The sequence below is a fragment of the Nonomuraea sp. NPDC000554 genome (genome assembly GCF_040300065.1).
In the GTDB taxonomy this organism is placed as follows: Bacteria; Actinomycetota; Actinomycetes; order Streptosporangiales; family Streptosporangiaceae; genus Nonomuraea.
Map to the genome: position 1 here is coordinate 22,877 of NZ_JBEPDC010000040.1, position 26,312 is coordinate 49,188.

The following is a 26,312-nucleotide window of genomic DNA, read 5'->3' on the forward strand; positions in this document are numbered from 1 at the left end:
GGACTCCGGACCGGAGCGGTGGGGCAGCAGGTGCTGGACGCCCTCGCTGTCCTCCTGAGTCAGGGGATCAGCTCAGCAGGAGCGGGCGCACGGTGTTCCAGCAGTCCATGTCTGCGGCGTTGAGTAGTCCCGGACGCGGGTCAGCCGGCCGATAGGGGCTGCCGTCCGGGCGGCGCGCGACACCGCCCGCCTCGGTCAGCAGCAGGACGCCGGGGGCGTGATCCCAGGGCAGGGTCCGTTGGAACAGGACGAAGTCCTGCTCGCCGTCCAGCAGCCGGGGATAGTCCACGCCCGCGCAGCCGGTGCCCGGCCCCAGGGCGGCGAATCGAGGTGCTGCAGCCTCGACCTGTGCCTTGGCCGGCGGATCGAGGAACCTGGTGAGAGCGGCCCCGCGTAGCGCCGCCGGATCGCTGGGAGCAGGCTCCCTGCGCACCCGAACCCCGTCACGCCAGGCCCCCGACCCTCGCTCGGCCACATAGACGCAGCCTTCGGCCGGCCGCACGATCCACGCCGCCACTGTCTCCCCGTCGCGCACCAGGGCCGCCATGACCGCGTACTCGGAGCGCCCGGCAACGAAATTCGCCGTTCCGTCCAGCGGATCGACAAGCCAGGCTGCCGGGGCCGCACGTAGGGCCATGAGCAGCCGAGGATCGCCGGCGGCCGCCTCCTCGCCGACAACCGGGGCATCCACCACGCCGCGCAGCCGACGGCTGATCAACTCCTCGGCCTCACGGTCGGCCACGGTGACCACCTCGCCAGGCGACTTCTCGGCAACCTCTCCATCGGCCAGCGCCCGAAACCGGGGCAGGATCGCGATCTCGGCGGCGTCGATCAGTATCTCGGTCACCTTGTTGATCCACATGGTCACGACCATAACCCTGACGTCCTCACCCGGACCCTGGACGTAGCGCAGCGCGCATTCCCTGTTCCCGCAGCCACGAGGTGCCGGCCGGTGGCTCCCGGAAGGAGCTCGCAATGCTCCCAGGGCCGTGGCGTGACGGGGATGCCATAGCGTCGAGGCCCACTGCGAGGTGATCTCGCGTGCGACTGGTCTGGAGGGGACGTATGACGGTGACAGCGTTTGACGAGTCCGAGCGCCGGGCGTGGGCGGGACAGGCCGCTGCCTACGCACGCAGCTTCGCCGAGCTCTGCGCCTATCCTGTGGCCAGGCTGCTCGATGCCGCTGAGGTCCAGGAGGGAACCCGACTCCTCGATGTGGGGACAGGCACCGGTAACGCCGCCCTGGCCGCCTGCGAGCGGGGAGCGAAGGTGACGGCCGTGGACGCCGAACCTGGCATGGTCGCGTTCGCCGCACAGGCCGCCCCAACAGTTGACGTGCGGCTCGCCGCACTGCCCGACCTTCCCTTCGCAGATGACGAGTTCGACGCTGTGGTCGGCAATTTCGTCCTCAACCATGTCGGGCGTCCTCGGGCGGCCCTGGCGGAGCTGCGTCGGCTAACGCGTCCTGGCGGGCGGATAGCGGTGACCATCTGGGCGGTCCCCGCAGCCGCCGGACAGGCTCTGCTCGGGCGGGCCGTCCAGGCGGCGGGTGTCACCCGTCCTGCCCATCTGCCCGCTCTTTCTCCTGAAGACGACTTCCCGCGTACCGAACAGGGCTTCGCCACGCTGCTGGACGAGGTGGGCCTGGTGGATGTCTCCTGTGACACCCTTGTCTGGAATCATCGAGCGACTCCCGAAGAGTGGTGGAGCGGCCCGGCTGCTGGGGTAGCGACGATCGGGCAGATCGTGACTGGTCAACCATCTGCCGTCATCTCGGAGACAAGAACCGCTACGACTCGCTGTGTGCGGAGTTCACCGGCCCGGACGGTGTGTTGGCGCTGCCTCACGCAGCCCTGATGGCGTACGGCCGGGTATGAAGATCCGCACTATCAGCTTGGGAATCACCTGGATCATGCGCTGTAGGGGTGCTGACCTTTCGACGACATCCACCCGCCTACGGCCTTCAGCCACAGCAGGCGATCATCCCGAATCCGGAGTGCCCTTGCCGGGGGGCCTTGGATGATCGGGGGCCTGGAGGTCACGCTCAGGGCATGCGATCATCGTGCTCATGACGTCGATCAGAAAGGGCCATGCCGCGTAGGCGCCCTTCCGAGGTCCGTACGCGAGGATCGGCGTGCGGCACCCACAGAGCTTTGATCCATCATGTTCCCGGGCTTGGCCGTCGTCCCATGGCCGCGGTGATCGCCCTCGAACACACCCGGATGCGGCCGGGCGAGATAGCGGCGGCCCTGATGGCTTGGCAAGGGGTGGCCCTGGTCGGGACCGCTGACCGTCTGTTCAGTAGGTGCGAGTGCGATGAGTGCACCGGAGATGCGCCCCGCTGGCGGCTTCACCAGGCTCTCATCGCCTTACCGCCATGGGCCAAACCGTATCTGTACGCCTTGGTCCTCCCCGTCGACCAGTACTACCTCCGTCGAACCTCACCAGCTCCGCCTACGTCGCCCGATTCCGATTGGGCCTGGTGGCAACGACGACGCCCGCATGACGAGAGCATGTAGACGGACGTGGACAGCGTGCTCAGGCGGCGCGGCAACTCCGGCTGGCGGTCAGTACGGCGCGGCAGGCGTGCGGCGTCTTGAGGCCGCCCACAAGATAACCCGATCACCGAGACTGAAACGCACCGGCGCGGGGTGCCGTGCGGCACCCCGCGCCATGCTGGGGGCGGGGTCATCCGTCGAGGAAGCGCAGCAACTCCGCCGTGACGAACTGGGGGTTCTCCTCGACGAGCCAGTGCCCTGCCTTCGGCACATCGACCGCGCGCACGATGTTGGTCATGCGCGAGGCCACGGTGGCCCGGATCGAGGCGAGCTGCCCTTGGGCGGTCATGACCAGGGTCGGGACACGTGTCGGTGCCGCTGCCACGGTGTCGCGGACGTCCTTGTCGAGGGCGCGGTAGAGCTCGAAGCCGCCCGACAGGACCTTGGGCCGACTGTAGGTCCGTGCGTACTCGTTGATCTCGGCGTTGGTGAACGGGGACCGATCAGAGGTGCCACCGAACGCCGTTCCACCGAACGAGACCTGGGGATAGAACAGCGCAAGGTACTCGCGGACGTCGTCGCTTACGACCGCCTCAGGAACCCGCCGCTGGGAGTGGAAGGCGATGTGCCAGCTCAGTGAGCGGTACGTGCGTGCATCGATCGCGGGCCCAGGTAGCGGCAGGTCGAAGTAGCCGAGGCGGGCGGTGTCGGCGGGGAACTGGCTGGCGTACTGGAACGCCACCGCGGCGCCGAAATCGTGCCCGACGACGCGGGCGTCGCGCACCTTGAGCCGATCGGCGATCAGGGTGTGCACGTACCGCGCCAGAGTGGCTTTGTCATAGCCGGTCGGGGAGCCGGTGCTGTCGCCCAGCCCGGGGAGGTCGACGGCGTAGACGGTGTGGTGCTTGGCGAGCTCCGGCATGATCGGCCACCAGCCGTACCAGGTCTGCGGCCAGCCGTGTATCAGCACCACAGGCGGGCCGCTTCCGCCGGTCACGTAGTGCATCCGGACGCCGTCGACGTCGGCGAACTCGTGCCGGAAGGCGCTCTTGAACTTCGGGTCGCCCTGGGTGGCGACGGCGTAAGAGGGGACGGCGTCAGAGGGGACGGCGACGGCGGCGGAGGGGACGGCGACGGCGTAAGAGGGGGCGGCGACGGCGGCCGGCGTGGAGCAGGCCGCGGCGCCGATCGTGAGCAGGAGGGTGAGCAGGACGGTCGCCACCGTTCGCGCGGATCGAAGGGAGCGGCGCGTCGACGGCCGTGGTGCGGTGATCATGGGTTCCTGTCCTGGAGAAGGTGGTGGAGTCAGCGCCCGGTCGCGCCGTCGATCAGTTCGCGGAGGATGTCAGCGTGGCCGGCGTGCCGGCCGGTCTCCTCGATCAGGTGGGTGAGTGCCCAGCGGATGCTGGGAGCGGGGCTTCCCGGCCGCGGTCGGGGGACCGGTGCGCCGAGGTCGGTGCACCCGTCGAGAACTTCGTTCCCGCGCTCGACCGTCTTTCGGTAGCGGGCGACGACGTCGGCCACGCTGTCCGCTGGTGCGGCCTGGAACGTCGCCTGCCAGTCGGTGACTTTGTCCCCGAGGAAGGTCGAGCGCTCGACGAAAGTGAGGTGATTGAGCAGGCCGAGCAGGTTCGTGCCCGACGGCACTCCGGCTGTTCGGACCTGCGGTTCGGGGGCGCCGTCGACCTTCGCGGCCATCGAGGTCCGTAGGTAGTCGAGGAATCCGCGCAGGACCTCGATCTCGCTGCTTCCGGTCCGGGGCGGCGGGGTGTCGCCGCGGCGGGAGGCGGTGGGCATGGTGGTCTCCTTCATGGGAGAGCGGGTCAGACGGTGCGGCGGATGAGCAGGACGTGGTCGGTGACCTCGGCGGTGCGCCCGTCCGGTCCGGTCGCGATCCGGCGGGGTGCGTCAGCCCGCTCGACCGTCCAGGTCGCCGGGTCCAGATCGATACCTGCGGCGACCTCCCGCGGGGTCGGGTACCGGGCGTCGGGATCCTGGTTCCACGACCACGGCGCGGTCGAGCCGTGGTCGACGACCAGCAGCCGCCCGCCCAAGCGCAGCGCGTGCGCGGCTGCGCGCAGGACGGTCGCCCTGTCCAGGTCGAAGGGGGTGTGCAGGTAGTGGGCGCAGATCAGGTCGAACCCGCCCTGCGGGAAGGACTCGTGCAGGTCACGCCGCTCGGCGATGACGTGGTCGCCCAGGCCGTGTGAGCGGGCGAGGCCGGCGAGCCGCTCGACCGCCACGGCCGAGATGTCGACGGCGATGACGTGCCACCCCTGGCGGGCGAGCCACAGCGCGTCGCCGCCGTCGCCGCATCCGAGGTCCAACGCGTCGCCGGGTGGCAGGCCCGTGACCATCTCGGCGAGACGGTCGTTCGGCTCCGGGTCGGTGGCTGCCGGTCGGGCCGTGTAGACGCCGTCCCAGAACGTGATCATATCGGTGGTGCTCATCGCGTCTCCTTCTGTCGGGACGCGCTCAGTCTTGCCGGGCTCACCACGATCTGGCACGAAATCTTGCGGTTATGGCAAGATGCCATCGTGGACGGCGAAACGGAAGACGTGCTCGACGCGGTGGGGCCGCGGCTGCGCGCGCTGCGTCGCGACCGGGGGATCACCCTCGCTGACCTCGCGGCGACGACCGGGGTGTCGGAGAGCACCCTGTCCCGGCTGGAGAGCGGGCAGCGCCGGGCGACCCTGGAGTTGCTGCTGCCGCTGGCCCGTACCTACGACGTTCCGTTGGACGACCTCGTCGGTGCCCCGCGCACGGGCGACCCCCGGATCCACCTGAAGCCGATCCGGCGGTTCGGGATGGTCTTCGTTCCGTTGTCCCGGCGGCCGGGCGGTACGCAGGCGTTCAAGATGATCATCCCCGCTCGGCCGAAACCGCTCGAACCGACCCTGCAGACTCACGAAGGCTTCGAATGGCTGTACGTGCTCAACGGTCGCCTGCGGCTGGTGCTCGGCGAGCGCGACCTGACGTTGCCGCCCGGTGAGGCCGCCGAGTTCGACACGTCCTTGCCGCACTGGCTGGGCAGCGCCGACGGCGGCGTGGTCGAGCTTCTCATCCTGTTCGGCCTGCAAGGGATGCGTGCGCACGTGCGCGCCGCCCCCCATCGGTCGTCTCACGGCGGGATCCAGCGGTGAGCTCAGCGAGCCTCCCGCACAGAACCTGTGGTCGACGACGTTGCGCCCGCAGGGGCCGACCCGGTCGAACGCTGGTGGCCCCCGCAAGCCGTGTCGCTCCAGCGTCCCCGTAAGTCGGACGGCTCGGGGAGGACTGCGACACGCCGCCCTGTGCGTCAGTGTTTCGCGGCGCAGTCGTAGAGGAGGGTGCCGCCTCCCATGAGGCCGCCGGTCGTTGGACTGCCCGGCGTGGAGGCGGTGGGACTTCCCCCATACACGGCGGCGGGGACTTCGCTGCAATGGTCTTTCATCCACTGCGACCGCTGCGTGCCCGTCGTCCCGCCCATCATGGCGCCGAAGCCGCCACCGCCGGATCCCAAGACGAAGCGCAGTTGCCCGGAACTCGTCCAGTCCTTCAGCTGCCGGACGCTCGGGGCGTCGTCGATGCCCATGAATCCGCCCATGCCGATGACGGTGGCGTCGCTGTTCAGGATGAAACTGGAGGCGAGTATGGCCCCACCCTCGACGGCGAGCTTGATCCGGGCGGAGCCGGAGTTCTCGACGGCATAGTCGAGGATCTTGCGCTGGTCGGAGGTGAGCTCGGTGCTCCCGCCAGGGAAACCTCCGGAGAACCCGGGGGGCATGCCGCCCTTCGCGCTTGGGAACCCTTCGGGGAGCTCCATGCCTGGCGGGAGCTGCATCCCTCCTGGCAGTTCGAACCCGCCCGGAGTCGGGCCGCCTCCGCGGCCGAAGGGCATGGTCAGCGGCCCTGCGGTGGGGTTGGCGCCGCCCATCGCCGACGTGGAGCCGGGGACGCTGATCGCCCAGGCCCCTGGCGCCGACAGCACCGCCAGGAGAGCGAGGCCGTGCGCGGCGGGAAGCAGCCGTCGCCGGCCGGCCGACAGGAGCAGCAGCACGATCGCCGCCACTCCGGCGATGACCACAGGCCACGCCAGCCAGCCGTTCCACGACGGGACCCGCTCGATCATCGCGAATGCCCAGGCGGTGGTCACCGCGACGGCCCCGGCTCCCAGCGGGAGCGCCCAGCGAGCCCCCGCACGGTGGGCGCGGGCCAGCGTGGTGGCGAAGCCGGCGGTGATGGCCGCGATGGCCGGGGCCAGCTGCGTCGTGTAGTACGGGTGGAAGATCCCCTGCTGAGTGGCGAACACCAGGCCACAGACCACCAGCCAGGTTCCCCACAGCACCCATCCGGCGGCGACCAGCGGCTCACCGGGCGTCGTGACGCCGCGTCGGCGCAGTACGGCGACGGCCAGGGCCAGCGCCAGCGCCACCCCGCACAACGGCAGCAGCCAGCTGATCTGCCCGCCGACCTGGTCGTTGAAGAGCCGTCCCGGACCGGTCGCTCCGCCGAAGGAGCTGCCGAAGCCACTTGCGCCGCCGCTCCCGCCGAAGACCCGGCCGAGGCCGTTGTAGCCGATGATCAGGTCCCAGGCGCTGCCGTCGGTGCTGCCGCCGATGTACGGGCGCTCTCCTGGCCAGAGTGCGACCATCGCGACCCACCACAGGGAGGACACCACGAGAACGGCGCCACCGGTCAGCAGCTTGACGAGCCGGCCGGGCCAGGGGCCGCTCGCGCCGACCAGCCAGGCCGCCGCGAAGGCGGGGATCACCATCCAGGCGGCCAGCATCTTCGTCAAGAAGCCGAGGCCGATCAGGAACCCGGCGGCGCACAACCACCGCAGGCCAGCCCGCCCGGAAGCCGTCCGCAGGGCTCGGGTCAGCGCGTATGCCGCCGCCATCAGCGTCAGCATCAGCAGGGTGTCCGGGTTGTTGTCGCGGTTGATCGCGACCGTGATCGGAGTCAGGGTCAGGACCAGCGCGGCCAGTAGCCCCGCCGCCTCGCCTGCCCACAGGCGCACGGTGCGATGCAGGAGGAACGCCGTGGCGACGCCTTCCAGCACCTGGGGCAGGATCATCGCCCAGCCGTGCAGGCCGAAGATCTTGGTGCTGAGGACCTGCGGCCACAGCGCCGCCGGCGGCTTGTCGACGGTGATCACGCCCGCCGGGTCGAAGGAGCCGAACAGGAAGTTCGTCCAGCTCTGGCCCATCGACTTCACGGCGGCGGAGTAGTAGCTGTTGCCCCAGCCGAGGGAGCCCAGGGCCCAGCCGTACAGGGCGGCGGCCAGGAGCAGGATTGCCGCCAGCCCGGCCGGAGCCGCCCAGCCTGGGAGCGGACGCCCTGCGGCACGTGGCAGCGACGGGAGTTCAGTGGTGTCGGTCATCCGTGTTTCTTCTTCTCCGAAGACGGTCAGTGCGTGGTGCGGCGGAAGACGGCCAGCCGCAGCACCACGAAGCGGACGGCGGTGACGAGTACGGACGAGGCGGTGAGCACCAGCGTCTCGGCCGCGGCCGACGCCTCGGGCTGGACCTGGCGGAACAGCAGCACGGCGGCGGAAGTGACGACGTACCCGATCACGAACAGGGCTCCAGCCCCCAGGTGTGCCCGCCCGGCGCCCGTGCCGGACCAGCGGAAGGTGAGACGGCGATTGGCCTCGGTGTTGAGCACGGTGAGGACGATCAGCGAGACCAGGTTCGCGAGCACGGGCGGCCACCACGCGCGCAGCAGCCAATAGAGCAGGGCCTGGCCGGCCGTCGAGAGCACGCCGATGGCGGCGAAACAGCCGACCTCCCAGGTGATCCGGGAGCGGGCCCTGGCGGGGGCCAGCACGGCGTCGGGGTGCTCGGCCGCGGGGGCGGGGCGCCTCGGCAGCGGGGCCCGCGCGGCGCCCGACGCCTTCATGCGGGCCACCCGCCACAGGCCGCGCAGATCGTCCGCGGCGGTGCTGACGACGTCGACCCGGGTGTCGACATCCTCGACCCAGTCGACCGGGACCTCGTGGATGCGCAGCCCGTTGTGCTCGGCGAGCAGCAGCAACTCGGTGTCGAAGAACCAGGCGTCGTCCTGCGTTCGCTCGAGGAGCGGGCCGAGCACGTCCGTACGGGCGGCCTTGAAGCCGCACTGCGCGTCGCTGAACCGGGCTCCGTGGGTGAGTCGGATGATCGCGTTGTAACAGCGGGAGATCAGCTCACGGCGTGGCCCGCGCACGGTACGCGCGCCGGGGGCCAGCCGGCTGCCGATGGCGAGATCGGAGTGGCCGCTGGCGAGCGGGGCGATCAGCGGCAACAGCGCGTCCAAGCGCGTGGACAGGTCGACGTCCATGTAGACGACGATGTCGGCCTCGCTCGCGCCCCACACCGTACGCAGCGCGAGCCCGCGCCCTTTCCTGTCGAGATGGACCACGTCCGTTCCGGGCAGTTCGGCGGCCAGTTCCCGGGCCACCTCCAGCGTCCGGTCACCGCTCGCGTTGTCCGCCACGGTGATCCGCCACGGGAACGGCATTTGCTCACGCAGGTTTGCATGAAGGGTGCGCAGGCATCCTGGGAGCGCCCGCTCCTCGTTGTAGACGGGGATGACGATCTCGACCGTGGGACCCGGTGGACTGAGCGGATCCGGTCGCTTCGAGAGCTGGAAGCCGCAAAGGGTTGTGTTGGTCATTGCCTTCCTCATGGCGCCGTCGCCACGGCCTGGAGCGCCGAGGTCGTCGCGGCACTCGCCGCGACGAGGAGCAGTTGCTCGGCCTGCGTCGTCGTGGTCACTACTCAAGACTCGTGCCGTCGCTCCAAGAGAACGTCCACCTGGAGGAGGGTCCTGAGCTGCGGCGATCGCAGTAGACGCGGGCGCGGGCTACCGCGCCCGCGGTTCCCGGCCGATCAGCGGACCTGGGGACGGACCAGGCCGGTTTCGTAGGCGGTGATCACCAGTTGGGCGCGGTCGTGCGCCTTCAGTTTGGTCATGGCCCGGTTGACGTGCGTCTTGGCGGTCACCCGGCTGATTCCCAGCAGGTCGGCGATCTCGTCGTTGGTGCGCCCGTGTGCCACCAGGATCATCACCTCCCTTTCGCGCTCGGTGAGCACGGCCAGGTCTTCGGGCATGTGCTCGACCGAGGCGCCCGGGCTGGCCAGGAAGCGGGTGATCAAGCCTCTGGTCGCCGACGGCGACAACAGCGCCTCACCCCTGGCCACCACCCTGATGGCCTCCTGCAACTCGCCGGCCTCCACGCTCTTGCCGAGGAAGCCGCTGGCGCCCGCCCGCAGCGCGGCGAAGACGTACTCGTCGACCTCGAACGTGGTCAGGATCAGCACCCGGACGCCGGCCGTCGCCTCATCGCAGGTGATCTCCCTCGTCGCGGCCAGGCCGTCCATTCCGGGCATACGGACGTCCATCAGAACCACGTCGGCCATGGTCTGCCGCGCCAGCCGTACGGCGTCATGACCGTTGGCGGCCTCGCCGACCACCGTCAGGTCGGGTGCCGAGTCGATCAGCACCCGGAACCCGGCGCGGACCAGCGCCTGGTCATCGGCCAACAAGATCTTGATCGTCACGGTTCGTTCTTCCTGGAGGTGGGGAGCACGGCGCGCACACGGAATCCACCGTCCTCCATCGGCCCGGCGAGGAAGGTCCCTTCGACCGACAGGGCGCGCTCTCGCATGCCGATCAGTCCGTGACCGGTCCCGGAGGAGATCCCAAGGAGATCGCTCTCACCGTCATCGACCACCTCCACGATCACCTCATCGGAGGCGTAGTCGATCCGCATGGACGCGGTCGCACGTGGCGCGTGCTTGCTCACGTTGGTCAGCGCCTCCTGGACGATCCGGAACGCGGCAAGGTCCACAGGAGCGGGCAACGGCCTCGGGTCGCCGTAGACCATCCAGCCCAGCTTCAGCCCGGCGGCGGTGAAGGAATCGACCAGTTCGGGCAGCCGGTCCAGTCCCGGCGCGGGCTCGGTGAGGAGCTCGTCGTGGCTGCCCGGACGGCGCAGCAGCCCGACCGTCGTCCGCAACTCGTCCAGCGCCTCCTTGCCCGCGGCGCGGACATGGCCCAGCGCCGTGCGGGCCTGCTCGGGTTCGATCGTCAGCACATGCGCGGCGACCTGCGCCTGCACGTTGATCAGCGCGATGTGATGGGCGAGAACGTCGTGCAACTCCCGCGCGATGCGCAGCCGTTCCTCCATGACCCGGCGTTCCGCCTCTTCCTCGCGCGTCTCCTCGGCCCTGCGCGCCCGCTCCTCGACGGCGGCCACATAGGCGCGCCAGCTGCGTAGCGCGTCCCCGACGGCGGTGGCCATGCCAATGGAGGCGATCGGTGCCAGCACGTCCGGTGCCAGCCACGCGCTCCCGACGAACACGACCTTGGTCACGGTGACCACGAGCGCGACGAGCCCTCCGCAGGCCCACGCCTTCCGGTGCGGGACGCGCGAGGCCACCGTGTACACCGCGATCGCCGACCCCAGGTCCAATGGGCCGCGCCCGCCGTCGATCACGACGTAGGCGACCAACCCGGCGACCGTGACGGCGAGAACGGCGCGGGGCCACCGCTGTCGGAAGACCAGGGCGCCGCAGACGACCGAAGCCAGCGCGAGGCCGTACGTGGTGAGGGGCTGTATCTGGCCGTGCGGCCCCGCCCCCGGTGGCGGCGGTGCCAGCAGCGTCATCGCATACACGCACACGGCCAGGATCGTGTCCGCCACATAAGGTCGGGAAAGGAGTTCCTGTCTCAGCCAAGTCAGCGGACGCACCCCTACACATTAGGTCTGACCTGGGCACATCCCCTCATCCCGTGGTACTGGTCCGCTCTACTGCGACCGTGGTACGCGGGTCGGGGTTCGCACACAGCCTCGCCCCGCCCGGCCTGTGCGGGGTGATAGCGCAACCAGTAGGACGCAGGGGTCACGTCAATGATGTCGCTTACCTGCTGTGCCGCGAGGGGCCCAGGGGCCTGGCGTGCCGGGCGCCGTGCCGATGCCCTGGAGGCGCTCGCCGACGAGCTCGGTGCCCGAGCGGTCACCGCCGATCTCGCCGACCCGGACCAGGTCGACCACCTCGCCAAGAGCTGCCCTGACACGGACATTCTGATCGCCAACGCCGCTCTGCCCGCCAACGGCGATCTACTCGACTACACGCCCGAGCAGATCGACCGTGCGCTGACCGTGAACCTGCGCGCCCCCGTCATGCTGGCCCGGACGCTCGCGCCCCGGATGGTCGAGGCGGGTCGGGGCCATATCGTCCTCGTCGGCTCGATCTCCGGGAAGGCAGCCACCAAGTACTCCTCGCTCTACAGCGCGACCAAGTTCGGGCTTCGCGGCTTCGCGCTCGCCTTCCGCCAGGACCTGCACGGTACCGGGGTGGGGGTCTCTCTCGTCCAGCCCGGCGCCGTACGCGACGCAGGCATGTTCGCCGTCACGGGCGCGACGCCGCCGCCTGGTGTGCGCATGGTCTCCCCGGGCCAGGTGGTGGCGGGGGTGGTTCGGGCCGTCGAGCGCGATCTGCGCGAAGTCAATGTCGCGCCGGTGGAGTTGAGGGTGCTCAGTGCCATCGCCGGGCAGTTCCCCGGCTTCGCGGAGAAGATGCAGCGCGGCTCCAGTGCCGAGCGCACCACCAGCGAGGTCGCGGCGGCCCATCGGGACAGGCGATAGCCGCCTGCTTCAGCGCCGCCGGAAGCCGGCGCGCCTGGACGCGGTTGACCGGCCCCGCCCCAGGCGCCTGAACGCTCGGCAAGATCGACGCGCGCGAGGCGACCCTGACCAGCGAGATCGAGCAGACCCACACCCTGATCGACGACCTCACCGCGCGACTGCGCGAACTCGACGAAGCTCTCGATCATCTGCAGATCACGCGCAAGACTCTGCTCTTCAAGAACCGGCATTCTGGACCGAGCTCGGCGGCTCAGCCACGATGAGGGCATGACGCGGAACGGATCAGCGCGGCCGCCGGCGGCGGGCGGAGGAGCAGGCTTGCGCCTGAACTGGCCGGCAGTGAGCGCTCTGGCGGGTGCGGTCGCCGCCGTGGTCGCGCTGATCGCCTACCTGGCGCCGCCGGCCCCGCCTTCGCGGCCCCAGCCCGACACGGTAGTCCCCACCCCGGCCCCGCAGTCATCGTCCCCAGATCCGGTCACCACCCGGCCCGAACCGCCGACCCCGAGTCCATCGCCTGAGTCCAGCACGCCTCAGTCACCGATGCCGAGCTCCACGCGAGCGGCCCCGGTTTCCTCCCCGCTGCTGTCAGCGGTCCGGCCCGGCGGCTGCGACGAGGCGGCGGCGGCGCTGACCGCATACCGCCGGAACGCCGGGACCGTCCGCAGCAGCCAGGCGGCCGCGGCTCAGCAGACGCACCTCGACCTGATGGGCGCAGTCCTCGACGCGCAGGGAGTGGTGGGGGCGAAAATCAGTCGGCTGGCCGCCGAATTCCAGGAACTGAACTTCCGCTTGACCGGCATGACCGGCGGCGATCCCAACCAGGTGATCGCGGATATCAATACAGACGTCGCGGAGCTCAACAGGCTGTGCGGATCCGTCTGACCTGACGAGACGTCCCAGCCGGACTGGCGCGCGACGGCTGCGGAGCAGCGGGGGCCACCGGGCCCCGGTTCGTCGCGGACGTCGCGGCCAGAAGATCGGCGGCAAGTGCATCCAGGGCGGCGACTCCGGCGGACCAGCCTACAACTTCAACATCAACGAAGACGTCATCGCCAAGGGAATCACCAGCGGCGCAAATTCACTGGTGACTGGAAGCAAGGACAAACCTTGCATCCACGTCTTCACTGACATCGCCGACGCCGTCCGGGCATCGGGCCGAGAGATCAGGACGCGTTGACAGCAAACCATAAGCGTGCCAGGTGGCGGGCCGCATTCATGCTCGCCACCTGGCCCTTCTGCTCTCTGCCTGCTCCAGACAACCCTCGCCCGACTACGCCGCGCCCATCGTGAGCGCAAAGCTGTCATCCAACGCCAGAGCGTTGACCGTCAAGGTCTACGGCCAGGCAGAGAGCGACGGCACTCCATGCACCAAGTTGGCCTCGGCGCAGGCAAACGAGACGGCGAAACAGGTCGTTATAACCGTGATGCTCCACAACTCCTGTGGCGCGTCAGGACCCTTCTGGGAGCCAAACGACTTCAGAATAGGCGTGGGAGCAGAGCACACAGCACAAATCAGCCTTCGGAAACCACTAAGGAAACGCACGCTGATCGATTCCGAAGGCAACGAGGTCCGCATCGACCATTGACAGGTGCGATCCCAGCGACGTAGGGGCGATAGCCCATCGCGCGCCGAAGATCCGTCAGACGTCCGCTGCCTTAAACGCCCCGTCTCCCTGACAGAAGATTCATCGGGAGGCGGGGCTCTTCGTGTTTGTGATGTCTAGACAGTCAGGTCGAAGACCTCTTGCGCGAGCTGTATGCCCCATGTCGAGCAACCCACTCCATAGCTCGCTCAGGGTGCCGCTGCCACGCGCTGATTCGATCGATGAACTCGAAGGGGACGGCGCTCAAAGACCTGAAGAGAGCAAGACGCTCCGGTGAACCCGTGAGAGTCAGCCGTAAAATCGACGGTGCGGATCGACTTGATGCTTACGTGGTAGGCATCGGTCGCAAGTGGGCGCTGCTCCACACCATCTCCGACGAAATCCGTCTCGACGGCTACTCGGCTACATCGGCGCGCGCGCCCACTGGCAGCGGTTTTACAGCTCGTGACTGTTCCGGCTGAGACTCGGATGAAAAGTCGGCAGACCTGATGCCGAGACCCACTCCAGCCATCAATGTGGCCCTTCGAAATTCCAAGAATGCCACCCGGCGCGATGTCGTATCGGGTGTGCCGATGAGCATCCACCGAGCAACCGCAGGCCGGATGCCATTTCTTGACGCATCTAATTTCGCATTCGATTGTTTCGTCCTATCCGATCCGTCTCCTGGCGTTCGTTGAGGATGCTCCATGGCTATCGGTCGGTATGAGATGAGTTCAGACCCTGGCGGCCGAAGTCGAGGAGGTCGGAGTCGCCCTCCGGAGCGGCGTGGTGGACTCAAACAACGAGGGCGCCGGCAGAACCGCCAGAGCTTGTGGAACGTGTCCGGTCTTGACGAGGGTGCTTGTACGCAGAGAGTAGTTGACCCATTCCTCAGCGCAGGAGGCCGCGGCCTCATCAACGCCGTCTCATCCTGTAGGAACGCCGTCGGCCCTGGCCTTGGGGGGTGAGCGACTATTCTCCTCAAGTATCTACATTTCTTCTACACGTCCGCATTTTCGTCGCTCTTTTTCGTGGGAACGATCTTCTGAGTAATCGGACAGCCACAAGAGCCCCATATGGCCCTATGCTCTGACTAATTCGTGGTCGGGCCATTCGTGCGCTCTGGGAGGTCGCTACGTTGCTAGGACGATCATCGGAGTCTGTGTCACGGCTCATTGGCATCCTCATCCTGGCCCTTGGGCTGACGTTCATCGTCGAACCTGCTATCTACTGGACCACTCTCGGGCAGCGTCCCTCCTCCATCGGACTGGCCCTCATCGGCACGCTCACCTTCGCCTTCACATATGCGCGCCTGACCTGGGACGTGGTGCGCCACCAACCCGCGGGCAACCGGTTGCCGGGAGATCTGGTCGCCTGCGGCGCCACCGCCCTGGCTCTTCCTCTGATCATGGGCCGCCTTTGGCTTGGCATGCCTGCCCTGTTCATGGGCATCGCCGTGCTCAATCTCGCGCCGCGTAGAGCCAAGGTCGTGGTGCCTGCGGTCCTGGGTGTCACCGTGGCCATCAGCATCCTGCTGGGGCTCAACGCTCTGGACGTGATGGATCTGATCATCCGCTGCGCGATCACGGCCACCGTGATCTTCAGTGCCGGTTGGCTGGGCGCGCTCTACCGGGAGGTGCACCAGACTCGGGCCGAGCTGGCCAGGATGGCCGTCGTCGAGGAGCGACACCGCTTCGCTCGCGACCTGCACGACGTGCTGGGCCACAGCCTCTCAGTGATCGCCATGAGGAGCGAGCTGGCCCTGCGCCTCATCGAAAGCCGGCCACAACGCGCCAGCGCGGAGATGCAGGGGGTGCTGGCGATCTCCCGTCAGTCGATCACCGACGTCCGCGAGGTGGTGCGCGGCTACCATAACCTGAACCTGGCCAACGAGCTGGCCGGAGTCCAGTCCGTACTGAACGCCGCGAGCGTGGCCTGCGAGGTGGACGAGGTTCCTCCCAACCTGTCGCAGCCGATCCACGAGGCGCTGGCCTGGGTCGTGCGGGAGGCAACGACCAACATCCTGCGGCACAGTAAGGCCACCTACTGTACGATCAAGCTCTGGGTCACCGACCAGGACGTCTTCTTGTGCATGTCCAACGACGGCGTCACCATGGGCGCCCTCAGCGCCGGCAACGGGCTGACCGGCCTGACCAAGCGACTGGCCGACCTGGGCGGCTGCCTGGTGTTCGGCATCTCATCCGGCCCGATCTACAAGATCGAGGCGGTAGTCCCGCTCGACCCGGCGACGGGAGCCACGCGTTGAAGGTCGTCATCGCCGAGAACGAGAGCCTCATCCGCGAGGCGCTCACCGCCCTGCTCGACCTGGAGGACGACATCGAGGTCGTCGCCGCGGCACCCAGCGGCGACCAGGTCCTGGACCTGGTCGAGCGGCACGCGGCCGACCTGGCCCTGCTCGATATGGACATGCCGGGCCTGAACGGCATCCAGGTGGCGGAGCTGCTGTGCAAGGCACGGCCCGGATTCCCGGTCATCATCCTGACCAGTCATGGACGGCCGGGGTATCTGCAGCGGGCGATCAAGAGCGGCGTGCGGGGATTCCTCACCAAGGAGGTGTCCATCGACCGGTTGGTCCAGGTGATCCGCGAGGTGCAGGCGGGGGGCCGCTACGTCGATCCCGGCATCGCCGCCGACGCGATCGCCGCGGGGGACAACCCGCTCAGCCCCCGGGAGCTGGAGATCCTCAAGCTGGCCGAGGACGGCCGGCCGTTGAGTGAGATAGCGGGCAAGCTGCATCTGAGCGAGGGGACGGTGCGCAATCACATGTCCTCGGCGATAGCCAAGCTTGGGGCGAGCAACAAGACCACAGCCGTCCGCATCGCGGTCCAGGCCGGCTGGCTGTGAAGGTGGGGCTGCCGGAGTCCGACAGCCCCGCTCATGTCCTGTCGCGATCTACCAGCAGGCCGCGGTGCCCAGCGTGGCCGGGCAGGAGACGGTGCCTGCGGAGCTTGCGGTGGCAGCGCCGCTGACCTCCTCGAGCGCCTCGATGGAGAGATCGTCCTGGTCGAATTCGAAAGCCATGTCAATTAACCTTTCTGGTTATTCGGTGAATGTCGTCGATTAGTGGGAGCCGGCGGTGCTGGCGCTGCTGAAGGGGCAGCCGACGGTGGACGCCGTGCCCAGGGTGGCGGCGGCGGTAACCTCGGCGAGGTCCTCGATGGCGATGTCGTCGATGGGCAGGTTGTTCTCGACCATGATGTGCTCCTTCGATTTCCGGTTTTCTTTTCGGCAACGTTTCTCGGTGCCACTTATATTCTTATTGAACGGCTCGGCCAGCTGAAGAAAAGTGCGGAACAATTGCCGGCAAGTGCGGAAGGAGGCCTGCCGCGCCGACGTCGACGGCGTCCATGAGATGAAACTCTTGCCATCCGCCCCTGCGGAGCCTCCAGAAGAGCCCACAGCAGTCCGCAGCTTCTTCGCAGACCCCAGCTCGCGTACATGGCCGCAGCCGGATGAGAGCGGTGCGGCGGCGCGTGGTTGCGGTGTTGACCGCGCAGATGGCCCGGGCCGCGGCGACCAGGACGGCATGGTGCAGGGGGCGGGGGGTGCCCGGCCGAGCGCATGGTCCACTTGCCCTTCTGCTCCAGGTCTTGGTGACAGCCTGGGTGCAGGTCAGGCAGGCGCGGGTGAAAGAGGAGCGCACGCGCAGCACGTAGGCCGGTGGTGGCCCCGGCTATTCAGGCGCGATCGCTCACGCCGCTGCTGTTCTTCAGGAGCGTGCCCGTATCGCATACCTCCGGCACGCACGTGCCACAGCAGACGGTCACCCCAGCTCAGCATGACTGAGCTGGGGCGCCTTAGTTGGGCAGCCGCGGCTGACCCACGACCCGCGTGGCGGCCCTCCCAAACCGAAAATCTGTCCTCGTGGCGGGATTTGGGCCGGGAATCGATCGCCGTGAATCACGCGGCGGATTCAGACTCAGGAAGAGTGCCGAGGGTCCCAGCGGAAATATCGGTGTGCGCAGATCAGCCCGAAAGCCGCCCACAGCACCATGATCCCAAAACTCGGTGTGGCAGCGCGGAATGCTGCGAAGATCCCGATCTCCGCAGGTGGTGCGGCTGAGGCCGGGTCGGTGATGAAATCGAGGCCGAAGTAGGCGGTACGAAGCATCTCCACAACGGGGGTGAGCGGCAGAAACTGGGCAGGGCCCTGTAGGAAGTCGGGCAGGCTCGACAGCGGCGTGGCCACGCCCGAACCGAACATGAGCAGCGCCATGAACGGCGTGACGATCCAGGTGCCGAGTTCGGCGTTGGGCAGCAGCCCCGACAGGCCGATCGCCAGCACGGCGAACATCAGTGACCCGAGCAGGACGGCCAGCACGAACAGCGGGATGTTCTTCGGCGCTCCCGCGTCCATGGCGAGGGCGGCGACGGCGACCAGGATCACCACCTGCACCAGGCTCACCAGGCTGCCGCTGACCGCCTCTCCGGCGAAGATGGCGCTGTCGGGCAGCGGGCTGACTCTGAGCCGCTTGTAGATCAGCGCGTCGCGGCGTGCGGCAGAGGAGTTGATGAGGTTGTAGACGATCCAGAAGAGCGTGAACCCGATGAATCCGACCAGTGTGAAGACCCCTGCGTCGATCCCGGCGATCGTCTTGGTGCCATGCATGCTCATCGGCAGCGCCACGCCCAGGCCGAGCGGGACCACCACCCCGGCGATCGCGAAACCGAGCTGTTTCCAGAACACCTTCTGGGAGAGCAGCACCTGCCCGTAGGCGTATTGGAACCAGTTCACGACTCAGCCCTCTCTCCGGACGCCACGTCGAGGAACACCTCTTCGAGCGAGACGTTGCGCACCTCCAGGGCCTCAAGTTCGGCCCTGGCCGACTCTGCCCAGCTCAGCACCGCGTGCGTGGTCTCCTGCGTCCTGCCGGTCCGCAGGGTGATGTGACCGCTCGGACTCTCCTCGACCTCCGCGCCGGGTAGCACGGGCAGGTCGGCGGCGTGCAGGCCGTCGGGCAGCCGGAACGTGATCTGGCTGACGAACCTGCTCTTGATCTCATCCAGCGTCCCCTCGTGCACGATCAGGCCCCGGTCCATGATCGCTACCCGGTCGGCCAGGAACTCGGCCTCCTCCATGTAGTGCGTGGTCAGCAAGATGGTCATCCCCTCGTCGGCCAGCGCCCGTAACAGCTTCCACGAGTGCCGCCGCGCCTCGGGGTCGAGCCCGGTGGTCGGCTCGTCAAGGAAGAGCAGCTCCGGTTGGCCCAGCAGGGCGAGCGCCAGGTCGAGCCGCCGTTTCTCGCCTCCGGACAGCCGGCCCACCGGGGTCGTGGCCCGGTGGGTGAGCTCGGCCAGTTCCAGCGCCTCATCTGCCGGCCGTGCTCCCGGCGTGAAACGCCGCCAGCAGCGGATGGTCTCGCCGACGGTGAGCTCTCCGAAGAACCCGGCCTCCTGCAGCATCACGCCGATCCGATGGGCGATCTTGCCCCGCTCGTGGTGGGGGTCGACGTCGAAGACGCGGACAGTACCCTCCCCCGCCGGCCTGGTGCCCTCCAGCACATCCAAGGTGGTGGTCTTCCCCGCGCCGTTGGTGCCGAGCAAGGCGAAGATCTCCCCGTCCCGCACCTGGAGCGAGATGCCGCGTACGGCCTGGAAGTCACCGTAGTTCTGCTTGAGGCCGGAGACATTTATTATCGATTTCTCTGGCATGCACACAGGATAGGAATGTGGTCGGCCGAGCACTAGAACAATCCTTCACGAAGCATTTGATGGTTCCGCTGACCACAGTGCATGACAGTTGTCAGCCGACGCCGACCACAGCAGCCTGGAAATGGCCGCCTCCTCGCTGCGGAATATGCCGAGCCTGTTGTTCATGAGGTGGATGTGGTGGAACAACAGAAAGGTGTCCGTCCGCTGGACGTGCGCCCGCTCCGGTGCGCGGAGTTGCCGCCAGGCCTCCTCCGCGTAGCCGGTCAGCGCGGCGCGGGCGTCGTCGTCCTGCAGCACATGGCCGATCTGGCTGAGCAGGGGGGCCGTCTGATCGGCGTTGACCGGCGCGCGCGGCCGGACCGTACGGCTGAGCGGCCCGCCGTACCAGTACCAGGAGTTCTGGTGGAGGAAGCAGCGGCGCTCCTGAGGGGGCAGCGGGGCGACCATGAGCGCGGTGTGCGCGGCGCCGTAGTACAGCCGCAGGGACCGCTGCCTGGGTCCGGCGCAGGAGAGGGCGGCGCGGCTGCCGGCGCAGAAGATCCGCTCGGCCATCCGCATCCCTTCCCCCTCGCCGAACTTGTGGTATTCGGGGGCGTAAAGGCATTTCGCATATTCAAGGCCGGCGTCGGCGAATTCTGTTTCGAGCGTCCTCTCCAGCACGGCCAGCTCGCCGTGGCGACCGCGCAGCCGCAGCCGTAGATGGAGCCCGGTCGCGTCCTGGAACTGCAGGAAGAACCAGTCGGTGCCCAGCGGGAGTAGGATGGGGCGTAGCACCTGTTCGAGCAGCAGCTGCATCTCGGTCACGTCAGCGACATAGACGCGGTAGTAGAGCCAGCCGTGCTCGGGAGCCTCAACCATGACGCACCAGCGCGGTGAGCTCAGTCGCCACGGGGGTGCCCTCCGGGTCGCGGCCGCAGTGGCCGCCCAGATCAGGCAGTGCCTCGACCAGGTCGACGGCCGACGCCTCCGGCCTTACCTGGCGAAGGGCGGCCCAGACCAGATGGGGATGATCGGTGCTGAGCCACTGGGGTTTGTCTCTGCGTGGCCCGAAAGGGCCGCTGAAGGTCTGCGACATGAACATCTCTTTCGGCAGCCGGTGGCGGCGCCGCCACCGTTCGACCTCGGCCAGGAAGGCGGTGGGTGAGGCGCCGGGCTCAGGGCGTGGCACCATCCCGGCGGGCATGCGCCAGCGCGCCCTGGCCCACACGAGACGGCCGTGCTGCACGCGCGGTTCGTAGACCACGCCGTCCAGGTTGGGCGGCGGATCGGCTGGGCGGGGCTCTCTGCCGGCCCTGCCCAATGTCAGCCAGGGATCGGACAGCAGGCACAGTAGCCGGAACGGCCCGGTGAGCAGGTGGGTCGGCATCGTGCCCTGGTAGGTGAAGGCCACGGGGCAGCCGTCGCTGTCGTGCGCCTGCAGGGTGGCGCTGAGCGGATCGTGGGTGAGGGTCATGCCGCGCGGGTCCACGGCATCCCCTTCCCGGTCGGGCAGGTCGGCGGGCCAGCGCAGCCTGGGCAGCGTCGCCAGGGTGGGGCGCTGCAGCTCGGCCCAGTCGGGGAAGGCGGTGACCTGGTAGACGCGGCAGCCGGGGTGCAGCCCGTGGACCCAGTCGGCCAGGGCCGGTCCCAGCCGCTCGTGCAGTTGCGGCACTCCTGCCCAGCGGCCGAGCAGTCCGCCGGACCCGGTCTGCACCAGGTTCACCACCAGGCATGAGGCGTCGCCGCCGACGGTCTGAATGAACAGCGTGTTGCTCGGCACGGCTACCGTCCCGACGCCGCGCGGCTCTTGGCCGACGGCCGGGAGGGTGGGAGAGCGGTCAGCGTAGGCGGCGAAGCCGTACAGGAAGCCGAAGAGGTCGGTGGTGCCGCCGCGACCGTAGCGCGCGACGAAAGCCTTGACCATCTGCTCGTACACAGTCGAGCGTGCGATGAGCGGCGCGATCCACCTGCCCGCCTGCGCCAGGTCGGCAGCCAGCTCGGCGGGCAGGCCGGGATCGGCGGGGCGCGCGACGCTCTCGTGGTAGAGAGAGGCGCTCGCCAGCCACGAGGGCGCGGGGCGGCCCAGTGCGGCGAACGCCTGCCCGGCGACCTCGCGGGTGCGCTCCACCGCCCGCGCCCGCCGCAGCGGATCGCTGTCCCCCGCCACCTCGGCCTCCAGCGCCGCCAGGCTGTCGAGCGCGGCCCGCAACTCCGGATGAGCCTCCTCCGGTACGGCCTGAGCCAGGGCGCCCAGATGCAGCCCGTGACTCATGCGCCACGGGGTCACCGGCTGCAGCAGCCCGGTCTCGAGCAGCCGCTCCGCCAGCCCTTCTGGCAGCCGCGCGGTGATCGAGGACAGCGGCTGCGGCTCATCCGGCAACGCGGGCAGCACCCAGGCGTGGTCGCCCAGGTCGGTGACCTCGTCGTGGCGGAAGAGGTGCCCGCGCGCGCTTGCGTAGACACCCATGACCGTGTGCATGCGCCCACCGAAGTGACGCGTGCCCGGATTGGCCGTCACGGCCAACCTCGCCCCCTCCGGCGTGGACATCAGCGCACGCAGAAGCGTGAGTGCCAGTGCGCGTGAGGATGACACCTCCCGCCCCGGCGAAGTTGCTGGTCCCGAACCGTCCAGGCCGGTGGCGGCCAACGTGGTCAGCGTGCTGAACGGGCTGGGCTTGGTGACGATCCTGGCCAGGTAGGACGCGGCGCTGCGCGCCAGCCGGGAGTCGGGGTCGGCCAGGTCGGTCTCCGTCCCGGACAGCAGCCGTTCGGCGAAGGCGGGACTGGCCAGCGCCAGCCCGGCGGCGATGCGCGGCTCGCGCAGCGCCGCCAGGATCGAGGCGCCGGCGGCGGCCAGCTCGGCGGCCAGTCGCGACTCCACCTCGCTGAGGCTCGCCTCGCGCCGGTACATCAGCTCCAGCCAGGTCTTCACCTGGATCGCCGTCGGTTCGTCGAGCCAGTCGGCCACCTGCTCGGCCGCCCTGCCGGCCTTGGCGGTGAGCCGGCCATTGTGTACCTCGCGCCGCAGGAAGATCATGGCTCGACGGACGGCGCGCTCGTCCACCTGGGGTATCAGGTCATGCAGGTAGTCGGCGATCGGCCCCGCCAGCGCGGCCGCAGCCTCCTCGCAGTCCAGGGCGGCCCGTAGGGTCTCGCTGGCGCCGGGAGCGGCAGTGTCCTCCAGGACGGACACCGGCAGGCCACCGGAGCGGACCACCAGAATGGGGGCCGGCTGCCCTTGCCCGTCGGCCGGCTGAACGGTGCCGAAATGGGGGACGGTCATCGCAATGCCCGCAGAGCGTCGCGGGAGACCTCCGCCCACTCGGCGTCGTTGACCCGGCGCCAACCCTCCGGCCGGTGGGCCTGCGGGCCGTCCGCCGGAAGGCTGCCGAGCATGAACTCGCCGACCGAGGACTCGCGCAGGTAGTCCAAGCCCATCACCCGGCTCACCAGGTCGGCGTCGCCGCTGCCGAGCCCGCACGGCGCCAGTCCCATCGCCGTGGCCACCAGGTACATGGTCTGGTAGAGCACACCGGCATGCTTGAGCGTGACGGCGTAGGCGATGCCCCGGTACTTCCACGACAGCCGCTGGAAACGCGAGGTCATCGTGAACAGCACGTCGGGCACCGCCGAACGGGCGGTCGCCATGTAAGCCATGCGCAGCAGCGCCGCGCGGTCCTCCTCGTCGTCGTTGACCAGCACCAACCGGTGGCCGACCGGATCGTAGTAGTAGACGCCCTCGGCCAGGCCCGCGCAGCGGCGCACGGTCACGTACAGCTCCAGCTCGTAGGCCGAGCCGCCGCATGGGTAGGGACGCGAGGTGGCCTCGTAGGGCATGGACTCGGGCACGGGACCGAACTGCGAACGGACCCTGGCCACCCGGTAGAGGAACTCGCCGAGCTGCTCCACCGTCATCGGCTGCTCGCCGGACTGGCGCACCGAGGCTCGGCCCTCCAGCACCGTGGTCAGCACCGGATCGCGCTCCAGCAGCTCGTCCAGCTCCGGCCTGTGCAGCTCCACCGAGGGTCCCTGCGGCGGCTCTTTGACCGCGGGCTGCGGCTCGATCTCTCCGACGTAGGGGAAGATGCCGCCGAACGGCTCGTCGTGTCTGCCGAACCGGCTGCGCGCGTGGAACAGCAGGTCGTGGAAGTCCCACTGGCGCAGTACGGGATGCTCCTCCTCCGTGACCTCAGCGAAGCCGGCGCCCACCAGGTGCGCGAGCAGCTCGGCCACCGCCTGGTCGGACAGTCCGCTCGGCGGCAGGTCGGCGACACGGACAGGGGCGCCCAGGGCGGCCACCATCGACCGCGCGGCCGGGTCGAGCAGCGCCATCCTCTGCTTGACCAGCGGGGACTCCACCACCAGGTGCCCCTCGTAGGCGCGTAACAAGGTGAATTTGGCCAGCTGTACCGAAGCCTCCGCAGGCACGGGTGCCGGCGTGTAGTCGGCCTCGCGTGCGACGGCCTCCACCCTGGCGAGCTCCCTGCCGTCCACGTGGATGCTGCGGGCCAGCAGGTAGCCGAGCCGGCCGGTGAGCCTGGCCAGCCGTTCGGGGAGTTCGCCGAGCGGGAGCGGCGGGCCGGCCAGCCGTCGCAGGCCGGCCCGCACCTCCTCATCAGTGGTCCTGATGGCCAGGGCCCCCCAGGGACCAGACAGCCTGACACCGTCGGCGGCCGGTTCCACGCGCACGTCGTGGCGGAAGGAGAGCAGCGTCATAGGAACATTCCAATCGGGTTGAGTTCGTCTTCGGTCAGCGGAGCGGGCAGCCAGCCGAGCTGCGCGGGCACGTCGTAGAGGCGGCCCGGCGCATAGCGGGGCCAGAAGTGGCGCAGCCCTGGGACGATCACCTTGACCACCGGCAGCCCGATGTCGGGCCGCGTCTGGTCGAGCATGAGCATCTCCAGGCCGCGCGACTCCACCAGGCGCTGGGCCCGCAGCAGGTCTTCCCGCAGGTCGTCGCTGCTGGGGTCGGGATAGTCGGCGGGAGTACGCGGACGCTCCTCGGAAGGTCGCAGATAGGGCTGGTTGGCCAGGGTCGCCGTGGTCCACCAGGCCCGCTGGTCGGGGTCGGGGTAGGCGTACTCGCCTGTGCCGTCGGCGCGGAGCGGCAGGACGGCGGGCAGGAACTGGTTCATCTCAGTGATCGCCCGAGAGACCGCGACCTTCATGTCGAAGTGCGAGCCGAAGGCGAGCAGGATGTCCTCCACCGGCTTGTCGATCCTGCGCGAGATCGCGGCCACTGTGGGCACGCCGAGGTCCGTGGTCAGATCGAGCAGCCAGGTCTCGCGGCCCAGGGCCCGGTAGCGCTCGCGCCAGCGCAAGAAGTACGGCTCGCCGAAGGACTCCAGGTCGACAGCTGGGCGGCGGACCCGGTTGTACCACCAGATGGCCACGCTGTCGCGCTCGACCAGCTCCATGAAGCCCTGCAGGGCCGCGTCCTCCAGGCAGCTGCCCGCCGCGTTGCCGTTGGAGTCGGCGCCGGTGTACATGCGGCCACGGCGCATGCTGTAACCGAAGAACAGCGTCCCGGTGGGCAGGTAGCGATGGCGCTGCTGCGTCAGCGACCAGACCGGCGTCCACTCGATGCGGTCGGTGGGGTCGAAGGGGTCCACGACGCGGTGGAAGTGCGAGGGGCGCTGGTTCCACTCCGCCCGGTCGGCGAGCTGGCGCTCGCTGTACAGGTGCAGCTCGTTGGGGGCGATGGCCACATCGCCCAGCTCGTCGTAGGAGGCGGTGCGGCGTGCCTCGTCGCCGTGGAACAGCCCGGAGTATCGCTCGATGGCCTCGGCGATGGCGCCCGCCTTGGCCTGGGTGTCGCTCATCCCCTTGCCCGCACTCATGCTGCGCAGTCCCGCGCGCAGGTCACGGACGTCGGCCATGGGAATGGCGAAGTTCTGGCCGGCAGTGTAGGTGTGCAGCCCGTCCGGGCTGTCCACCTTGATCAAACCGGTGATCGGCCCGGTGATGGGGCTGACCAGGTGCTCGTAGTCCGCGATGAGTTGCTCGGGCGACTTGGCCCGGTGGCCGCCGCCGTCCACGACGAGCTTGGGACGGCTGGACAGGACCACGGGTTCGCGCTGCCGTGCCGCCTGGATCGAGGGGTCGCCGCAGGCGGGACACTGCGGGCGGCGCGTGAGGCGATGGCGGGTGGCCGTCATCGTGAGCGTGTCCAGGGTGAACACCTCGCCGGTCGGCGGCTGCCCGGCCAGCCACCTGGCCGCCTCCAGCACCGCCAGCCTGGCCCCGATCTCCACGGTGACCGGCAGGTCGGCGACCGAGGTGATCAGTGGCACGGCCTGGCCGGTGCGCTGGCCCAGGTAGGAGGCGACCATGCGGTTGCCCGACAGCCGGCTGGCCAGGCACTGCCAGCACCCGGTCTGTCCCGGCACGAAGAGCGGCCCGACCCAGATCAGCGTGCCGACCGGTTTGACCGGCAGCCAGGCACGGTCGCGGGCGATGGACTCACGATTGAGCTCGGCCAGTTCGGGGCGTAGGTAGTCGTCGGTGACCACGACCGACAGCGGCGCCGAGGCGTCACCGATGCGCAGCCCCGTCACCGCCGCCGCGTCCATGAGCCAGTCGACCCTGACGTCTCCGACGCCGAGGACCTCCACCGGCCGCTCGCTCACCGCGCGGACCGCCAGGTCGCCGTCCAGCCCCGCGGTCTCCCAGTAGCCGGCGGCGCGAGGGTCCACCGAGGCGTCGGTCTCCACGAGGTGACCGGCCGAGGTCAGCACGTCGAGCGCCCGCCCGACCCGCTCGGGCGCGTACTCGGCGGCCAGCGCCGCGACCACCTCCTCCCTGCCGTGCTTGCCGGCCAGCAGCGGGGCCAGCTGTTCGGCCAGCCGCCCCTGGAGTCTGCTCTGCTTCGAACGCTCGGAGACCAGGTAGACGCCGTCACCGGGAATCACCTCGGATCTGAGGTGGCGCTTGAATCTGATGATGGTGCTCATCTCACTCCTG

Annotated in this window: 23 protein-coding genes; 7 read left to right on the forward strand and 16 right to left on the reverse strand. The window is 69.1% G+C overall.

Annotated elements, in window-relative coordinates:
- Nucleotides 1-67: 67 nt before the first annotated feature.
- Nucleotides 68-862 (reverse strand): inositol monophosphatase family protein, encoded by a 795-nt coding sequence (locus tag ABT294_RS45725; protein ID WP_350812784.1) that lies wholly within the window; start codon nucleotides 860-862, stop codon nucleotides 68-70.
- 203 nt (nucleotides 863-1,065) lie between these two features.
- Between ABT294_RS45725 and ABT294_RS45730 the strand changes: the two genes are divergently transcribed.
- Nucleotides 1,066-1,857: a class I SAM-dependent methyltransferase gene (locus ABT294_RS45730; RefSeq protein WP_350812785.1), complete on the forward strand. Its 792-nt coding sequence runs from the start codon at nucleotides 1,066-1,068 to the stop codon at nucleotides 1,855-1,857.
- An 831-nt stretch (nucleotides 1,858-2,688) separates the two neighbouring features.
- Here the strand turns inward: ABT294_RS45730 and ABT294_RS45735 are convergent.
- From ABT294_RS45735 to ABT294_RS45745, 3 genes are read right to left on the reverse strand one after another with little or no spacing between them, the layout of a single operon-like run.
- The gene (locus ABT294_RS45735; protein WP_350812786.1) at nucleotides 2,689-3,774 is read right to left on the reverse strand and encodes an alpha/beta fold hydrolase; all 1,086 of its coding nucleotides are present in this window, start codon (nucleotides 3,772-3,774) and stop codon (nucleotides 2,689-2,691) included.
- A 29-nt stretch (nucleotides 3,775-3,803) separates the two neighbouring features.
- Nucleotides 3,804-4,295, reverse strand: a complete 492-nt coding sequence (locus ABT294_RS45740) for a DinB family protein (RefSeq protein ID WP_350812787.1) — start codon at nucleotides 4,293-4,295, stop codon at nucleotides 3,804-3,806.
- Nucleotides 4,296-4,321: 26 nt separating this feature from the next.
- A complete protein-coding gene (locus tag ABT294_RS45745) occupies nucleotides 4,322-4,948 on the reverse strand; it encodes a class I SAM-dependent methyltransferase (protein ID WP_350812788.1) in 627 nt (208 codons plus the stop codon).
- Between the two features lie 87 nt (nucleotides 4,949-5,035).
- Between ABT294_RS45745 and ABT294_RS45750 the strand changes: the two genes are divergently transcribed.
- Nucleotides 5,036-5,641: a helix-turn-helix domain-containing protein gene (locus tag ABT294_RS45750; RefSeq protein WP_350812789.1), complete on the forward strand. Its 606-nt coding sequence runs from the start codon at nucleotides 5,036-5,038 to the stop codon at nucleotides 5,639-5,641.
- 155 nt (nucleotides 5,642-5,796) lie between these two features.
- On the opposite strand, the gene ABT294_RS45755 is transcribed toward ABT294_RS45750, so the two are convergent.
- The 4 genes from ABT294_RS45755 to ABT294_RS45770 form a co-directional block, all read right to left on the reverse strand.
- Complete coding sequence (locus ABT294_RS45755; RefSeq protein WP_350812790.1) at nucleotides 5,797-7,863, reverse strand: ArnT family glycosyltransferase; 2,067 nt, start codon at nucleotides 7,861-7,863, stop codon at nucleotides 5,797-5,799.
- A gap of 26 nt (nucleotides 7,864-7,889) precedes the next feature.
- A complete protein-coding gene (locus ABT294_RS45760; protein WP_350812791.1) occupies nucleotides 7,890-9,137 on the reverse strand; it encodes a bifunctional glycosyltransferase family 2/GtrA family protein in 1,248 nt (415 codons plus the stop codon).
- A 215-nt stretch (nucleotides 9,138-9,352) separates the two neighbouring features.
- Nucleotides 9,353-10,024, reverse strand: coding sequence for a response regulator transcription factor (locus tag ABT294_RS45765; RefSeq protein WP_350812792.1), 672 nt, complete (start codon nucleotides 10,022-10,024; stop codon nucleotides 9,353-9,355).
- Nucleotides 10,021-11,217, reverse strand: coding sequence for a sensor histidine kinase (locus tag ABT294_RS45770; RefSeq protein ID WP_502912227.1), 1,197 nt, complete (start codon nucleotides 11,215-11,217; stop codon nucleotides 10,021-10,023). Before ABT294_RS45770 ends, ABT294_RS45765 begins: the two co-directional genes overlap by 4 nt.
- A 159-nt stretch (nucleotides 11,218-11,376) precedes the next feature.
- On the opposite strand from ABT294_RS45770, the gene ABT294_RS45775 reads away from it, so the two are divergent.
- The 5 genes from ABT294_RS45775 to ABT294_RS45795 all read left to right on the forward strand — a co-directional run bounded on the left by ABT294_RS45775 (nucleotide 11,377) and on the right by ABT294_RS45795 (nucleotide 16,562).
- On the forward strand, nucleotides 11,377-12,114 hold the full coding sequence (locus tag ABT294_RS45775; protein WP_350812794.1) for an SDR family NAD(P)-dependent oxidoreductase: 738 nt from the start codon (nucleotides 11,377-11,379) through the stop codon (nucleotides 12,112-12,114).
- Nucleotides 12,115-12,432: 318 nt separating this feature from the next.
- Entirely contained in the window at nucleotides 12,433-12,996 is a 564-nt protein-coding gene (locus ABT294_RS45780) for a hypothetical protein (protein ID WP_350812795.1), read from the forward strand.
- Between the two features lie 404 nt (nucleotides 12,997-13,400).
- Complete coding sequence (locus tag ABT294_RS45785) at nucleotides 13,401-13,700, forward strand: hypothetical protein (protein WP_350812796.1); 300 nt, start codon at nucleotides 13,401-13,403, stop codon at nucleotides 13,698-13,700.
- A gap of 1,159 nt (nucleotides 13,701-14,859) precedes the next feature.
- On the forward strand, nucleotides 14,860-15,963 hold the full coding sequence (locus ABT294_RS45790) for a sensor histidine kinase (RefSeq protein WP_350812797.1): 1,104 nt from the start codon (nucleotides 14,860-14,862) through the stop codon (nucleotides 15,961-15,963).
- Nucleotides 15,960-16,562, forward strand: coding sequence for a response regulator (locus ABT294_RS45795; protein WP_350812798.1), 603 nt, complete (start codon nucleotides 15,960-15,962; stop codon nucleotides 16,560-16,562). Before ABT294_RS45790 ends, ABT294_RS45795 begins: the two co-directional genes overlap by 4 nt.
- A 48-nt stretch (nucleotides 16,563-16,610) precedes the next feature.
- Here the strand turns inward: ABT294_RS45795 and ABT294_RS45800 are convergent, their stop codons facing one another.
- The 8 genes from ABT294_RS45800 to ABT294_RS45835 form a co-directional block, all read right to left on the reverse strand.
- Entirely contained in the window at nucleotides 16,611-16,739 is a 129-nt protein-coding gene (locus ABT294_RS45800) for a hypothetical protein (protein ID WP_350812799.1), read from the reverse strand.
- A gap of 39 nt (nucleotides 16,740-16,778) precedes the next feature.
- Nucleotides 16,779-16,913, reverse strand: coding sequence for a thiocillin family RiPP (locus tag ABT294_RS45805; RefSeq protein ID WP_350812800.1), 135 nt, complete (start codon nucleotides 16,911-16,913; stop codon nucleotides 16,779-16,781).
- 724 nt (nucleotides 16,914-17,637) lie between these two features.
- Nucleotides 17,638-18,453 (reverse strand): ABC transporter permease, encoded by an 816-nt coding sequence (locus ABT294_RS45810; protein ID WP_350812801.1) that lies wholly within the window; start codon nucleotides 18,451-18,453, stop codon nucleotides 17,638-17,640.
- Complete coding sequence (locus ABT294_RS45815; RefSeq protein ID WP_350812802.1) at nucleotides 18,450-19,370, reverse strand: ABC transporter ATP-binding protein; 921 nt, start codon at nucleotides 19,368-19,370, stop codon at nucleotides 18,450-18,452. The genes ABT294_RS45810 and ABT294_RS45815 overlap by 4 nt, the downstream gene beginning before the upstream one ends.
- Before the next feature lie 45 nt (nucleotides 19,371-19,415).
- The gene (locus ABT294_RS45820) at nucleotides 19,416-20,228 is read right to left on the reverse strand and encodes a thiopeptide-type bacteriocin biosynthesis protein (protein ID WP_350812803.1); all 813 of its coding nucleotides are present in this window, start codon (nucleotides 20,226-20,228) and stop codon (nucleotides 19,416-19,418) included.
- Complete coding sequence (locus ABT294_RS45825) at nucleotides 20,221-22,632, reverse strand: lantibiotic dehydratase (RefSeq protein WP_350812804.1); 2,412 nt, start codon at nucleotides 22,630-22,632, stop codon at nucleotides 20,221-20,223. Before ABT294_RS45825 ends, ABT294_RS45820 begins: the two co-directional genes overlap by 8 nt.
- Entirely contained in the window at nucleotides 22,629-24,065 is a 1,437-nt protein-coding gene (locus tag ABT294_RS45830; protein ID WP_350812805.1) for a SagB/ThcOx family dehydrogenase, read from the reverse strand. Before ABT294_RS45830 ends, ABT294_RS45825 begins: the two co-directional genes overlap by 4 nt.
- Complete coding sequence (locus tag ABT294_RS45835; RefSeq protein WP_350812806.1) at nucleotides 24,062-26,302, reverse strand: TOMM precursor leader peptide-binding protein; 2,241 nt, start codon at nucleotides 26,300-26,302, stop codon at nucleotides 24,062-24,064. Before ABT294_RS45835 ends, ABT294_RS45830 begins: the two co-directional genes overlap by 4 nt.
- Between the last annotated feature and the right edge of the window lie 10 nt (nucleotides 26,303-26,312).

Excerpts from the sequence above, each read along its gene's own strand:
- ABT294_RS45805 (WP_350812800.1), bottom strand. The coding sequence starts at position 16,913 with ATGGTCGAGAACAACCTGCCCATCGACGACATCGCCATCGAGGACCTC.
- ABT294_RS45735 (WP_350812786.1), bottom strand. The coding sequence starts at position 3,774 with ATGATCACCGCACCACGGCCGTCGACGCGCCGCTCCCTTCGATCCGCG.
- ABT294_RS45775 (WP_350812794.1), top strand. The coding sequence starts at position 11,377 with ATGATGTCGCTTACCTGCTGTGCCGCGAGGGGCCCAGGGGCCTGGCGT.
- ABT294_RS45755 (WP_350812790.1), bottom strand. The coding sequence starts at position 7,863 with ATGACCGACACCACTGAACTCCCGTCGCTGCCACGTGCCGCAGGGCGT.
- ABT294_RS45815 (WP_350812802.1), bottom strand. The coding sequence starts at position 19,370 with ATGCCAGAGAAATCGATAATAAATGTCTCCGGCCTCAAGCAGAACTAC.
- ABT294_RS45820 (WP_350812803.1), bottom strand. The coding sequence starts at position 20,228 with ATGGTTGAGGCTCCCGAGCACGGCTGGCTCTACTACCGCGTCTATGTC.
- ABT294_RS45725 (WP_350812784.1), bottom strand. The coding sequence starts at position 862 with ATGTGGATCAACAAGGTGACCGAGATACTGATCGACGCCGCCGAGATC.
- ABT294_RS45760 (WP_350812791.1), bottom strand. The coding sequence starts at position 9,137 with ATGACCAACACAACCCTTTGCGGCTTCCAGCTCTCGAAGCGACCGGAT.
- ABT294_RS45745 (WP_350812788.1), bottom strand. The coding sequence starts at position 4,948 with ATGAGCACCACCGATATGATCACGTTCTGGGACGGCGTCTACACGGCC.
- ABT294_RS45800 (WP_350812799.1), bottom strand. The coding sequence starts at position 16,739 with ATGGCTTTCGAATTCGACCAGGACGATCTCTCCATCGAGGCGCTCGAG.
- ABT294_RS45835 (WP_350812806.1), bottom strand. The coding sequence starts at position 26,302 with ATGAGCACCATCATCAGATTCAAGCGCCACCTCAGATCCGAGGTGATT.
- ABT294_RS45830 (WP_350812805.1), bottom strand. The coding sequence starts at position 24,065 with ATGACGCTGCTCTCCTTCCGCCACGACGTGCGCGTGGAACCGGCCGCC.
- ABT294_RS45740 (WP_350812787.1), bottom strand. The coding sequence starts at position 4,295 with ATGCCCACCGCCTCCCGCCGCGGCGACACCCCGCCGCCCCGGACCGGA.
- ABT294_RS45730 (WP_350812785.1), top strand. The coding sequence starts at position 1,066 with ATGACGGTGACAGCGTTTGACGAGTCCGAGCGCCGGGCGTGGGCGGGA.
- ABT294_RS45825 (WP_350812804.1), bottom strand. The coding sequence starts at position 22,632 with ATGACCGTCCCCCATTTCGGCACCGTTCAGCCGGCCGACGGGCAAGGG.